This is a genomic window from Paenibacillus bouchesdurhonensis (assembly GCF_900155685.1).
GTDB classification, from domain to species: Bacteria; Bacillota; Bacilli; order Paenibacillales; family Paenibacillaceae; genus Fontibacillus; species Fontibacillus bouchesdurhonensis.
Genome location: NZ_LT732548.1, coordinates 1482747 through 1496471, shown reverse-complemented (window position 1 = coordinate 1496471; position 13725 = coordinate 1482747). Strand labels below are relative to the sequence as shown.

Annotated in this window: 12 protein-coding genes, 1 tRNA gene and 1 other annotated feature; of the genes, 1 reads left to right on the top strand and 12 read right to left on the bottom strand. The window is 46.4% G+C overall.

Translation table 11 applies throughout. The annotated features are described in order from the left end of the window. Positions 1–112: 112 nt before the first annotated feature. Complete coding sequence (locus CZ379_RS11250) at positions 113–1444, bottom strand: ABC transporter substrate-binding protein (RefSeq protein WP_234405039.1); 1332 nt, start codon at positions 1442–1444, stop codon at positions 113–115. 184 nt (positions 1445–1628) lie between these two features. Next, the gene (locus tag CZ379_RS11245) at positions 1629–2666 is read right to left on the bottom strand and encodes a LacI family DNA-binding transcriptional regulator (RefSeq protein WP_110931711.1); all 1038 of its coding nucleotides are present in this window, start codon (positions 2664–2666) and stop codon (positions 1629–1631) included. Positions 2667–2856: 190 nt separating this feature from the next. Then, positions 2857–3076 (top strand) — a binding site (T-box leader). Between the two features lie 54 nt (positions 3077–3130). On the opposite strand from CZ379_RS11245, the gene CZ379_RS11240 reads away from it, so the two are divergent. Beyond that, entirely contained in the window at positions 3131–5008 is a 1878-nt protein-coding gene (locus CZ379_RS11240; RefSeq protein ID WP_110931710.1) for an arginine--tRNA ligase, read from the top strand. A 180-nt stretch (positions 5009–5188) separates the two neighbouring features. On the opposite strand, the gene CZ379_RS11235 is transcribed toward CZ379_RS11240, so the two are convergent. From CZ379_RS11235 to CZ379_RS11190, 10 genes are all read right to left on the bottom strand, one after another. Next, a tRNA-Arg gene (locus CZ379_RS11235) sits at positions 5189–5262 on the bottom strand. 70 nt (positions 5263–5332) lie between these two features. Then, positions 5333–5710, bottom strand: a complete 378-nt coding sequence (locus CZ379_RS11230; RefSeq protein ID WP_110931709.1) for a hypothetical protein — start codon at positions 5708–5710, stop codon at positions 5333–5335. A gap of 27 nt (positions 5711–5737) precedes the next feature. After that, entirely contained in the window at positions 5738–6058 is a 321-nt protein-coding gene (locus tag CZ379_RS11225) for a hypothetical protein (RefSeq protein WP_110931708.1), read from the bottom strand. Between the two features lie 270 nt (positions 6059–6328). Then, a complete protein-coding gene (locus CZ379_RS11220; protein ID WP_110931707.1) occupies positions 6329–8452 on the bottom strand; it encodes a Tex family protein in 2124 nt (707 codons plus the stop codon). Between the two features lie 630 nt (positions 8453–9082). After that, positions 9083–9451 carry a DUF4190 domain-containing protein gene (locus CZ379_RS11215; RefSeq protein ID WP_110931706.1) on the bottom strand — a complete coding sequence of 123 codons (369 nt, stop codon included), beginning with the start codon at positions 9449–9451 and terminating at the stop codon, positions 9083–9085. Between the two features lie 179 nt (positions 9452–9630). Further along, positions 9631–9981 carry a type II toxin-antitoxin system PemK/MazF family toxin gene (locus tag CZ379_RS11210; protein ID WP_055105603.1) on the bottom strand — a complete coding sequence of 117 codons (351 nt, stop codon included), beginning with the start codon at positions 9979–9981 and terminating at the stop codon, positions 9631–9633. Between the two features lie 3 nt (positions 9982–9984). Further along, a complete protein-coding gene (locus tag CZ379_RS11205; RefSeq protein ID WP_019638235.1) occupies positions 9985–10266 on the bottom strand; it encodes a CopG family ribbon-helix-helix protein in 282 nt (93 codons plus the stop codon). A 257-nt stretch (positions 10267–10523) separates the two neighbouring features. Then, positions 10524–11708, bottom strand: a complete 1185-nt coding sequence (gene alr, locus CZ379_RS11200) for an alanine racemase (RefSeq protein ID WP_110934330.1) — start codon at positions 11706–11708, stop codon at positions 10524–10526. Positions 11709–11932: 224 nt separating this feature from the next. After that, a complete protein-coding gene (locus tag CZ379_RS11195) occupies positions 11933–13042 on the bottom strand; it encodes a LolA family protein (protein WP_110931705.1) in 1110 nt (369 codons plus the stop codon). Positions 13043–13343: 301 nt separating this feature from the next. Then, positions 13344–13700 (bottom strand): hypothetical protein, encoded by a 357-nt coding sequence (locus tag CZ379_RS11190; protein ID WP_110931704.1) that lies wholly within the window; start codon positions 13698–13700, stop codon positions 13344–13346. Between the last annotated feature and the right edge of the window lie 25 nt (positions 13701–13725).

The window sequence follows — 13725 nt, the reverse complement described above, 5'->3', positions numbered from 1 at the left end:
CACCTCAATTTGAGGAGAAGGGGAGGCTTTAAGCTTTGCAGCCCTTTGCTTGTAAGCTTGTAAACCTTAAGCCTCCCATCCTTCCATTACTGTAAATCCGTATTTAAACTCATTATTCTAAAACCGCTTGAGCCTGCTTAGCCGCATCATCCAAGGTACTCTGGATATCCGCATTATTATAGAAGATCGCCTGCACACCGGCGCGAATCATATCCTCAGCCTCGCTCCATCTTTCGCTGCGCATGCCCGCAATCAATTTATCGCTGCCTTCCAATTCTTTAGCAAACGCTTCCAAATACGGGTCTTTGGCATAACCATTCTCTTCGTCCACGGAAATAACCGGGGAGAAGGCAAATTTATCTGCTGTTATAATTTTGATTCCTTCCTCGCCTGACATGAACTTGATCAATTCCCACGCGGCTTCTTTGTTCTTTCCAGTCTTCGGCATCGAGTAGCCGGACGTATGGATAATGCCCTTCAAACTGCCGCCCTCAGGCAGAGGATGCGTCACAGTTCCAATATCCAATTTTCCTTCCTTCAGAATGTCTCCCAGCGGCCACATCCCGTTGTCGAACATGGCGATTTGCCCCGTTTGGAACGATTCCAGACCATTATTCGTACTGAATTTGCCTGCGGAATTGATTTTGGAGGACGCATCGTACAGTTGCTTCAGAAAAGTCATCGTCTCCACGTTCTCAGCACTGTTCAACACGCCTTCGACCGTTTGCCCATCCTCGCTCACCATATCTCCCCCGTTGCTCCAGATATATGGCTGCATCGTCATGACATCATCCGGCGTCATAATGAATCCGTATTGCCCAGGCTTGGTCAGCTTCTGAACGGTATCGACAAACTCCTCCCAATTCCATCCGTCTTGCGGATACGGTACGCCTGCTTCATCAAACAGCTGCTTATTGTAGTAAATTGCACGCGTGGAGTATGTTGTCGGGAGCCCCCACAGTTTGCCGTCATATTTCATGTAATCCATTAAGATTGGATAATATTTACCGAGATCATAATTGTCCTTCTCTACCCAGGCTTGCATATCTTCAAGAGCTCCCCCCGGCACATAAAGCGGATAGTTCCAAGCCATAAACACATCAGGAGCAGTATCCGACGCAAGCGATGTCAACAGCTTCTGATCATAGTTATCGGGTACAGATTCGACTTTGACTTTAATGTTCGGGTTCTTCTCCATAAAAGCAGTGATCGCATTCTGGTAAGGCTGGAGCGTCTGTCCGGAATCCCAGGTCATAAAACGAAGCGTCACTTCCTTTCCATCCGTTCCGTTATTCCCTCCGTTATCTGCTGCTCCAGGCGAATTGGCACCGCTTTCAGTTTTACCGCCGCAAGCGGATAGCAAACCGAGACATAACGCAGCTATCAGGGATAACATAAACCACTTCTTGCTCCTGTTTTTACCCTTGCTTGTACTCATGCTCATTTTCACATTGACCCCTCCCTAATGTGTGGTACATGTATATGTGAACTTGCGAGGAAATCCGTAGAGCCAGATAACCTAGGAATCCAGCATCTACAAGCCTCCATCGCCAAGTTGTCACCAATCGGTCAAAGATTTAAACGTTTAGATTTTTCTGGAAAAGAGGAGCTGTCTCGAAAAATTCCTCTTAATTTCTCGGGGCAGCTACTGAATCGCGCTCAATCAACCGGCATACCGGCATATTCATAGGCTCGTTTTTCTTTCCTTGCATAAGACCATGGAGAACTTCCATTGCTCGGTATCCCATTTCATGCAATGGGATATCCAACGTTGTAATGCGGGGAGTCAAATAATCGCTAAACTCCCGATTATCGAACCCGATCACGGACAAATCTGCGGGAACCTTCACTCCGGCCTGATTTGCCGCTTCCAGAATCCCGACGACCATTACATCGTTCATAGACAAAATTGCTGTCGGCGGCTCCGGCAAAGCCAATAATTCCTTCGTTAATCGGTAACCGGACTCCCGCTCCCAATCCCCCATTTTGATATATAGCGGATCGAAGGGCAGTTCGAACTCTGTTACTGCCTTGTAGTATCCATTCAGGCGGAGACGTGACGGAATCGAGTCCATCAAGCCGCTGATAATAGCGATACGCCGGTGCCCTTTCTGAACTAAGTAGGACATGGCTTCGTACGATGCCTGCTCATCGTTATATTGAATTGCCACATCGTCCTGGGTATACCCGTACGTGTAGACGATCGGCTTGCCCTCTGTATCGATCAATCCAGTCAAGTCCCGGGTATGTACGCCAATATAAATGATCCCATCCACTTGCTTGCTTAGGAGTTCGGACACGGCGCTTGTAGCGTATTTCTTGTACTTGTCAATGTTGTCAAAATCACGGCCGATCCGTTTATCCAAACGCAAGTTCGTCAGTAAAATATGCAGATCATGGCGATCACCGTAGTCGTTAATCCCGTCGATAATCTCCGGTGTATTAAAAACGGTAACGTCTTCGGCAATTACGCCGATCGTGTCAGTACGTCTGCGCTTCAGGCTTTTGGCAATGTCGTTCGGCTTATAATTGAGTTCCTCAATCACGGCCAGCACTCGTTCACGCGTTTGGGGACGGACATTCCGTGTGCCATTTAGGACATAGGAGACGGTAGCAGTAGACACATTCGCTTTGGCTGCTATATCTTTGATGCTAATGTTAGACATACTCCACCTCCTCAAAATAATAACCCAAGAATCTAAACGTTTAGATTTATATTTTTTATATCATATTCGCCCTCAGACTGCAAGCGTTTTCTTCAAAAAGGTAAATAATTAAGTGCTGCATTGGCAGATAAGTTTGCCGGAAGTTGTAGATATTTTTTGGCAAACTGGTTATAATAAGCCAAAACTAATATGTTAATCAATGATTGGAAGAGTAATTATTGTTCTCTATGTTCAAGCGAGCCGGGAGGGTGGGAGCCGGCCGGAGTCAATAATGAAACGGATCCATGAGATGGACTTCTGAACAGAAGAGTAGGAAGTCCCGGCCAAAGCCGTTATTTATGAGGTGGTTAAACCTTTGAGTTTAACAACAAGAGTGGTACCGCGAGTGCGATAGAGTCCTCGTCTCTTAAGAGACGAGGGCTTTTTTTTATTTTATCAGACCATTGTATAAGGGGGATCTAAGGATGTTAAGTCAGTGGATTGTACAAAGTATAACGAAAGCTGCTCAGAGTCTAATAGAAAATGGGGGTGACAACGATTCTGGTCTAATTGTCAAAATTGAAATGCCTGCCAGCCTCGAACATGGAGATTACTCCAGCAATATTGCCATGCAATTAGCAAAGTCTTTAAAAAAGCCACCTGTGCATATCGCAGAATTAATTAAAGCCAAGCTGAGTCAACAGGAAAATAAGAACAGCTTATTAAGTCGCATCGAAATCGTGCCTCCCGGATTTTTGAATTTATTTATCAACTGGGAAGAATGGGCACAGCGAGATTTTGGGCTGCCGGAATATTCGAACGATAAAGTAGTCATTGAGCATACCTCTATTAATCCGAATAAATCGGCACATATCGGTCATCTCAGAAATTCCTGCATTGGCGATACGTTAGTAAGGATGCTTAGAAGAGTTGGCTATAACGTTGAGATCCATAATTACATCGATGACTTAGGCAATCAATTAGCGGATACCGTGGTTGGACTGCTCAATATTCCTTTATCAGGAGAGTACGAGCGTTTTGGGGATTATTGCTGGGATTTATACGCGACAACGAATAAGGAATATGCGGTGAATTCCGTTTTAGTCAACAAACGAGTTGAGGTGCTGCACGCCTTGGAGGACGGTGTTTCCAATGTCTCCTGGATGGGCATGGTAGCCGCCGAAAGAATCGTACGTGAGCATGTTCAAGATATGAGCGAGTTTGGGATTCAATACGATTTGTTAGTCTGGGAGAGCAGTATTGTCAGAGAAGGATTTTGGTCTTCGACATTCCAGCTACTGCAGCAAACCTCCCTTTTTTATCAAGAGACTGAGGGTAAATTGGCCGGCTGTTGGGTGTTGAAGCCAAGCTCAGAGGGGAAAGTCAGGGATAACCTGCCACAGGAAGGGAGCGAACAGGCCATAGAAAAAGTTCTGGTCCGTTCAAACGGTATTTTAACTTACACCGCCAAAGATATTGCCTACCATCTGTGGAAATACGGCCTGCTTGCAAAGGACTTTTCGTATCAGCCCTTCTCCGATAATTTATGGACTACCCGGTCTAACGGGATTGCGAAATCTTTCGGGCATGCCGATTTAGTGATTAACGTCATCGACTACAGACAGGAATATCCTCAGGCAATGGTAAAGCAGGCTCTTCAAGCTTTGGGTTACGCGAAAGAAGCCGAGAAGCTGCATCATGTAAGCTATGGGGTTGTTTCTTTAAGCCCAGCGGCGGCGGTGGAACTCGGGATCGATATCTCCGATGGAAAAAGCTCGTATGCGATGTCAGGACGTCAAGGGATCGGAATTAAAGTGTCTGAATTGACAGAATTGATGGAGAACGTGATCCAAAACAAACGGTCAGACCCCAGCGGGCTGTCCAGTCGCGAAATTGCCATCGCTGCTATACGCTATTATTTACTACGCTTCAACCTTCAGACCGAGGTGGTATTTGATTTGCGACAGGCGACCGAAATTTCGGGCAATACCGGAGTATATTTGCTGTATACTTATGCCCGTGCCACTAGTGTCTTGAACAAGGTGGAGAATAAGATCATTGGCACCGCTCATGGGACTGCAGTCAAAATAGCTTCGCTCGAGCCTGCAGAGCGGGCTCTGCTGAGACATATTAGCATTTGGTTAGATACGCTATACCATGCCGTACAGGATTTAACACCAAATACGCTATGCACCTACGCTCACCAGTTGGCTACTTTATTTAATAACTTTTATTCTACTTGCCCTATTCTAAAGGCAGAGGGCGAAGTCCAGCATTTTCGCGTTTGGTTGACTGCGAAGGTGAAAGAAACTTTGGGGGATGCGCTGCAAGTTCTTGGTTTGCCCACGCCGGAGCGAATGTGACTAGTGTAAAAAACTCTCCTGATGGAGAGTTTGCATACGTCCCAGAAGGGATACTCGCGCGCCTTGCGCGAGACTCCGTTCGTCCTGCTGCTATGCGCGTGGCGGTCTCTCTTCGACGAACCCTCATGGGGTTCTCATCCCCTGGAAACGTAAAAACTCTCCTGATGGAGAGTTTGCATACGTCCCAGAAGGGATTCGAACCCCTGACCGACGGCTTAGAAGGCCGTTGCTCTATCCAGCTGAGCTACTGGGACATAATAAGTATGTATAAAAAGGATGCGTTATTTATTATAACGCATCCTTTTCTTTTTTCAAAGTATATTTTTATTGCGGCGCTCCTTCTGGATTGTCATCTGACAGCCTTTCCTTTAATTTCTCGGAAATATTCCCGTATGCGAGCAGTTGCTCCTTGAAGTTGGCTCGCTGTTCGGCAGGCTCGGGCCAGCCCGTGTCGCCAAAGTTCTCCTCGGCTACCTCGGCATAGGCCTGATGAAGGCTGTTGTCATACCAATCAATCTCCAAATCCGCATCGCTGCGGATCATTCGGATGATCTCGTAATTTTCGCTGCCATCTTGTGAACGGGCGACATATACAAACAATTCTGGATCGCCAACCGCCCCCGGCCATACTTGTATTTCGGCGCACTCCTGGCCGTTATGCTCAGCCATCCGCCGGAATTTGGCTTCCTTGATATAATACATATCCCTTCGCTCCTCGTTCATCTTTAATTACTCTTTGTCCTGCTCAGCTCCATAACCTATTCGCTGTAATTCCCGCCTAGTTTCTTCTGTTCCAAGCCGATAAATTTCCCGATACACTTTATCAATCTGGCTCTGATACCCACTGTTAACTACATCTTCGGGCGTATCCGGCCAAGGATACGTATAGGCTGCAAAGGAGCTATCCTCCTTCTCCCCAATCCGTTCCAACATATGTCTCAAGTTAATAGCTGTTTCAGGTGACGCCTCAATCGTCCACTCATAAGCCGCAGCGCCTTGTTCCTCCAAAACTGAACGTCCTTGTACGGAGACATAATACCGTGTTTTCACCGTGACCCTCCTTGCCGTGTCCTTCAACTCTATTTTCCTTTACAGGGACTGTATTACCATTGTGTACAATGGGGCAAAAAAAATGCACGAGGACAAGAGCTAAAAAGCCGCCCAAAACGTAAACTGCCAGCCCGTAGACCCGGACTGGCAGCACATTGCATTACTTATTATGCAGCTTTTTTTCTCGATGCTTTTATTGAACAGCTTTTATTAACGGCTTTGTTACACTGCGGCCTTCCTTAACAACAACAGCGCCGCACCGCTTCACTTTTATTCGGAAGGCTTACGCATCGTAAGACCGACTCTTCCCTTTTTCGTGTCTACGTTAAGCACCCATACCGTCACATTGTCACCGACGGAAACCACGTCCATCGGATGCTTCACATACCCTTTACTGAGCTGAGATATATGAACCAGCCCATCGTTTTTGATGCCGATATCGACAAATGCGCCAAAATCAATGACGTTGCGAACCGTGCCCTGAAGCTCCATGCCAGGAGATAAATCTTCGATTTTTAGAACATCCGTACGGAAAATCGGCGCTGGGAGCTCCTCACGAGGGTCGCGTCCTGGACGCTGCAGGCTATCGAGGATATCCCGCAATGTCGGCACGCCTACACCGAGCTGCACTGCTAAGTTCTCGGGCTCCAAGGTTGAGAGCATCTCGGCCAGTTCTTTCGTTCCGAGCTGGCTTAGCTCGACGCGCAGCTCTTTAAACAACTGGGTGACTACCCCGTAAGATTCGGGGTGGATCGGCGTGCGATCCAGCAAATGTTCCCCATCGTTGATTCGCAAGAAGCCGATGCATTGCTCAAAAGTTTTGGCGCCAAGACGCGGCACCTTCTGAAGCTGCTTGCGGCTTGTGAATTTGCCGTTTTCTTCGCGGAACTTAACTATATTCTTCGCAATGGTCGCATTGACCCCCGACACATAGGACAAGAGTGAAGGTGAAGCCGTGTTCACGTCTACACCCACATGGTTGACCGCAGACTCCACTACTGCAGTAAGACTCTCGTCCAGATGCTTCTGGGATACATCATGCTGGTATTGTCCTACTCCGATCGCTTTAGGTTCAATCTTTACGAGCTCTGCCAGCGGATCCTGCAGCCGTCTCGCAATCGACACCGCGCTGCGTTCAGCGACATCCAAATCCGGAAACTCCTGCTGCGCCAGCTTCGAAGCCGAATAAACGCTGGCTCCCGCCTCGTTCACGATCAAATACACCAGCTCAGGATCATTCCGATCGGCAATAATTTCTGCGACGAACTGCTCCGTCTCGCGGGATGCCGTGCCGTTGCCGATAACAATAAGCTGTACGCTATATTTATCGATCAATTCATTGATTTTTATCGCAGCTTCCCGTTTCTTATTGTTCGGCGGCGTTGGATAAGTCACAGCTACTTCAAGCATCTTGCCGGTATCGTCCACGACCGCAAGCTTACAGCCTGTACGATAAGCCGGATCGACGCCAAGCACGACTTTCCCTTTTACGGGAGGCTGCAGCAGCAGGCTGCGCAAGTTTGCAGAGAAAATAGATATAGCTTGCTGCTCGGCCTTCTCCGTCAGCTCCGATCTAACTTCCCTCTCAATGGAAGGAGCAAGCAGCCTTTTGTAGGCATCCTCTATTACAGCCTTCAGCGTGCTCTCAGCAACAGATCGACCTTTGATTACTTTGCCGGCAATGTAACGATGAATAGATTCGACATCTATTTCTAATGATATCTTGAGGATATTCTCACGTTCTCCCCGATTAATGGCCAGTATGCGATGGGGCGGCAATTTCTTGGCAGGCTCACGGTAATCATAATACATTTCGTATACGGATTCTTCTTCAGGATTCTTCGCTTCCGAAACGATTACCCCATGATCCATGCTATATTTCCGCACCCAGGCTCGGATTGCCGCCTCGTCGAGCAGCACCCCATCCCTAGGCTGTGATAACAACCAGTCTGCAAGGGGCTCCAGACCTTTTTCTTTCGCAACGCTGGCTCTGGTCTTTCGCTTCTGCCGATACGGACGATACAAGTCCTCAACCTCTTGAAGCTTTACCGCTTGAACAATGGCGGCCTCCAGTTCTCCGGTCAACTTTCCTTGCTCCGTAATGATGCGGATCACTTCACGCTTCCGAACCTCTAGATTTCGCAAATACTGTATCCGTTCGTCGATATCGCGAAGCTGGTTCTCGTCCAGCTCTCCCGTCATTTCTTTACGATAGCGGGCCACAAAAGGAATCGTATTCCCTTCATCCAGCAACTGAGCGGTCGTCCGCACACCCTTCAAAGGCAACCCAAGCTCTTTGGCTACCTGCGCAATAATTCGTTCCTGAACTTTAGCCTCAATTTGTTCCTCATTCGTGATCGTTTCTGGACTAATTTCACTTTGTGACAAGGTCATCCCTCTTTCATCCATAAATTGCACTGTTCTTATTATCACAAAATTTATAGCTTATTGCCAGCAGTAGGCACATTAGGCACATTACCAAAAGTTACACAACGTTCGCCAGCCAATTTCCAGAAAGAAAGACCGCATTTTAACAATAATTTTCTAACGATTACGAACGGCCTGGCGAAATTTTGTTGGGCAATAAGGCCGTGCTCGTTAATGCGGGCCACGTAGACCAGTGGATTAAGTTCTTTTTAGTTTGGAACAAGGTGTAATATGGGCGCTTGTATGAGATATTTCATACACATTCCGGCATCAAGCCGTTAAACGAGCGATTCTATTTGATTTTTCGTATACATTCCAGCATCAAGCTGCTAAACGAGCGATTCTATTTGATTTCTCATACACAATCCCCCAAATCCCCCTTATGCCAGACTGAGGAGCTGCTTAGCAGCATATGAACGAAATCGCCACAAAAGCAGGTAATAAAACTTCGACTCGACATGCTTACATCGCCAATCCCATCAACGAATCACAGCTCTATCCAATTACATTATGTCTTATTTACAGATTTAAAGCTGCGAAAATTGAGTTAATAACAGCAAAAACACCGTACACGCAGTACGGTGTTTGATCTTCGTTCTAGAAGTTCGAATAATTCATAAAATTATCCGGTGAGGATGCGGCAATAATGATCACAACAATAAAAAACAAGAAAATGAGTCCATAAATTACAGTACCGATAATTCCGCAAACCATTCCGGCAACAGATAAGCCATGGCCTTTTTCGTTGGTAATTTTAATTTCTTTAAAAGAAAGTGCAGCAATAATAATCGCCACAATCCCTATGAAAAACCCGATATACGGAATTGCGATAGCCAATATACCTAGTACTAGCGCCGTAATCGATTTGCTATTCGTATTCGGTTCGCCGCTTGGCGGAGGCCCTGGCGGCTGTGGTGGTGCGGGCGGATAATTATAATTGTACTGCCCTGAAGAATTATAATCCATTAAAAATGATCCTCCTCGGAGAAATAGATACGCTTATTATACCAGATTCAGCCATTGAAGCTATCGAGAAATCAAAATTTCATCTTATGAAATAACGAATATTCCCGAAGAACGCGCACAAAAATAAAGACGCCCCAAAAGAGACAGGACGTCTTGAGGGGAACACTCCCCTTTGTTCATCAGAAATCAATTAATCCAAGACTAATAAGCAGCGAATCGTTAACCTTCTTCATCGTCTCATCATCCAAATGCGTAATTTTGTCCGTCAATCTCTGCTTATCAATCGTACGTATCTGTTCAAGCAAAATGACAGAATCCCGATCAAAACCATGCGTCGCTGCATCAATCTCTACGTGAGTCGGCAGCTTCGCTTTTTGAATTTGGGCAGTAATAGCAGCAACGATTACCGTCGGGCTGAATCGATTGCCAATATCGTTCTGGATGATAAGCACAGGTCTTACCCCTCCCTGCTCAGAGCCGACAACAGGGGAAAGGTCTGCAAAAAATACGTCGCCGCGCTTTACAATCAATGGTCACACCCCGCTAACTAGGCGGTCCAGAGTGCTGTCTGCATCTTCCTCCGCGTGGAAAGCCTCAGAGGCCATGGTTAAGTTAATCTTGGCCATTTCCATGTAGCCACGCTGCATAGATTCCCGGATGAAACGCTTCTTCCGTTCATTTAAATACAGCTTCATGGCTTGCCTAATAAGCTCACTACGATTGGAGTTCTCCATAGCAACGATTCCATCCACTTCCTGCAATAGATGATCCGGTAAGCTGATCATAATCCTTTTGGTGTTCTGCATATTGGCCATCTTTAAACATCCACCCCCAAAACCTTGTCGACCCAGATCCTTGTGACTCAGTATAGCAATATTCAAGGATATTTATACAAAAGAATATATGCTAAGTGTATATCAAGTATGCTGCATTTCATTATAACCAAAATTGGCATAAGCGTACATACCTGATCATTTCCATCTTTATCATTCGAGCATAATGTATATCATTCGATGGACCTAGCATAAATTCCTTCCATAGGAAGAAAGTTTTGTAGTTTTTTGTCTGCGAATCATGCAAACAACGGATTTACTAAAAGATGCGGTCTGTTTGTGCCTATGTATAGACGAGGCACACGATGAGCCAACATACAAATTAATTCGTAGTGAATGGTACCGAGCATGGAGGCCAGTTCGTCCGCTGTAATCGCTGCACCGGACTGCTGACCGATGAGTACAACCTCCTCACCGACTTGGATTTCTTCAGCTTCTTCAGCTAAAGATTGTAGCGAAACCATACATTGGTCCATGCAAATCGTTCCGACGACAGGGACGCGCTGTCCGCGAATGAGTACCTGCGCCTTACCACCAAGCATTCGTGAATATCCATCGGCATAGCCTATTGGCAGCGTTGCGATAATCTCTTCCCGATCCGTCACATATTTCGCCCCATAACTTATGGAAGAACGCGGCGGCAAAGTTTTCACATGTACCGTTTCCGTCTTAAGCGACAAAACCGGGCAAAGCAAAATTTGCTCCTTGTGAACCTCATCTGAAGGGTAGAGACCATACAATGCGATGCCAATTCGTACCATCTGGCACGAAATCTTCGGTAAGTCAATTGCAATCGCGCTGTTGCCTGTATGTATAATCGGGATATCCAAATCATAATGCTTCAGCGCATGAACTACATTCTGAAAATGCCGGTACTGTTCCAATGTATAGCTCTTATCTTGTTCATCCGCTGTAGCAAAGTGGGTAAATAAGCCCTCCACTTCCAAATGCGGCAAACTTATCGCATCACGGATGAAATCCAACGCCTCGTCCCCTGGCAGGAGTCCAAGACGCCCCATACCAGAATCGATTTTGATATGGACCTTCAGTTTACCGGGATACTCGCCGGGATCAATAGCCTTGATCGCGTCAAGCACTTCTCCGCTGAACAAAGTAAGCGTGATCCCATTCTCCCACGCCGTACGTATTCCGTGCGGAGGGGTATAGCCCAGAACTAGGATGGGGATAGTCAAGCCTGCTTGACGCAGCTCTAACGCTTCATCCAGAAAAGCAACGCTAAGATAATCAGCCCCGTAGCGTTCAAGTTCTTCGGCAATAGGAACAGCTCCATGTCCATATGCATTTGCTTTAACACATGCTAACAGCTTCATGTCTGACGGTATTCTGCTCCGCAAAGCAGCATAGTTGGCATAAAGCGCGTCCAAATCGATTTCAGCACGGGTAGGTCGATACTTCACTTGCACTTTGTAGGTCACCTTCTCTAATGAGTGAAAATCCATCATCAAACAATACATTAATCGTAATGTTCCTGAAGGCGGCTGTCAATTATACAGAATAAACCATTTTGTGCATATGAAGTTATTTTAAACCAAAAACCCATTTTCTCCAAATATAAAGAAGAGACAGACTGACGGGTTCGATAGCTCCTACAGCCTATCTGAAGTACCGCAAGTCCGTCAGCCTCTTCTTATTTACCCGTTTGTTCCTGCATAGACGCGGCTATTTTCACCATCTCATTCACAGGAAGGTTATCACTTGTAATCCGGAATTCCAGACCATCTACTGTCCAGGTTAAAGTCTGCAGTTCTTCGCCTGTTAATAAGCCTGCCGTAAAACCAAGGTCGATGACTTTCCCTGCCGCCAATGAAACGGTACGATCCGGTGAACGGGATTCGGTCAATGTAAATTGATATGTACCGTCATATCGGAGAAGCACGCTGCTTCTATCACTATCATCTACGACTTTGTCGTCTTTATACACTACGCCCTCCGGCAAATAGGTCGGAACGATGACCCCAAACGGCTCGCTCAAAGCCGGGGCTGACATGCTTTGATCCTCCGTTCCCTGAGCTGCTGTGTTGGCATCTGTCTCAGAGGCCTCCGTGCTCTCTACAAGCATCCCGTTCTCATCGACTTCGAGCAGCGTTCCTTTGGACTGTTGACCAGCCGTATCCAGGTTATGCTGCATATCAAAAGATTTATCATCAAACTTGGCATCAAAATTAAATTGATCGAATTTCACCTCGACCACGACTTTCGCCTCGGCGTCTGATACCTGGACTTGCTTCGGCGCATAATCATTTTTAGCCAGCCAAATTTTTTGCCGGACTAATGCATGAGTATTGTAATTCGCAGCCACGTCGAACACATAGCTATCCTTATCGCTTACAAATTGACGGGTATTATCCGTAAGGATACTTCGCACAAGCGTCTGATAAAGGTAAACCTGTCCTTGGCTTTCCGGCCAGTCGCTTTGGAACCGGAAGCTCTTGTTCAGGCTCGGCGTCAATACGTAAACCCCCTGATCATTTTTGAGAACGATCTGCGTAATGTCCTTCTGGGCATTCGTCAGAGCAATTCGATAAAATGACGGATTCTGATACCATACCTCCACCTTATACTCCTGAGGCTTATCGCCCGTATGAAGCGTCATCGTTCCCGAGCCCCGGTAACTCTCCAATTTGGTAACGACTTTGTCCAAATCCTTGACGACACCGTCCGCATCCTTTTTGCCGCACCCGCCCAATACAGCGCTCAAGCATATTACAATTACTAACGCCCAAGTGATCCGTCGCATGAGATCATCCCCTCTGCAGATTGATTTCCTAAACTGATAACATGCCTATGAGGGAACTTGGCCGATTATGCGGACTAGTTTGACAGGCCTGCAAGAAGTTTTTTTATGGGCTGCTGCAGAAGGTGGTTTCAAGGATGGTAGACACAACTAACAGTTATTTCCAGAAAGTTGACAGTCGCCATTATACAGACATGAATAGAAGGATAGCCCTATGAATTCTCGTAGGGCCGTCTTTCAATGCTGATGTCCCTCTAAGGAACAATTTGCATTTATTGTCTATTGACTCCGAATCGATCTGTATTCACACTTTAATATCTATGAAGCCATTGTTCTGCTTTGGTTCGCGATCGGGTTGAATCAAGTCGCTTGGCGATGGTGAAAGCGGAGTTACCTCCGTTTCAACTGCAGACTTTTTTTGTTTTTCCATCTCTATTTTCCTTCGCATCAGCTGCTGAATTTGAAGATCGATTGAATTGATTTCCATTCTAAGTGCTTTGATTTTTTCCTCTTTAATCTTTTGTCCATCATCCCCATTAGCGACATCGACAATTTTTTGGAAAATAGCTTCTTTCCGCTTGTTCAGCACTTGTATTTGTCTGTCGATGTCAGTCTGTCCGCCCGTAAATCCGCTCATTGGAAGCGCAGCAGATACGTTCATGTGAGAAGCCTCCCTTATTAAGATA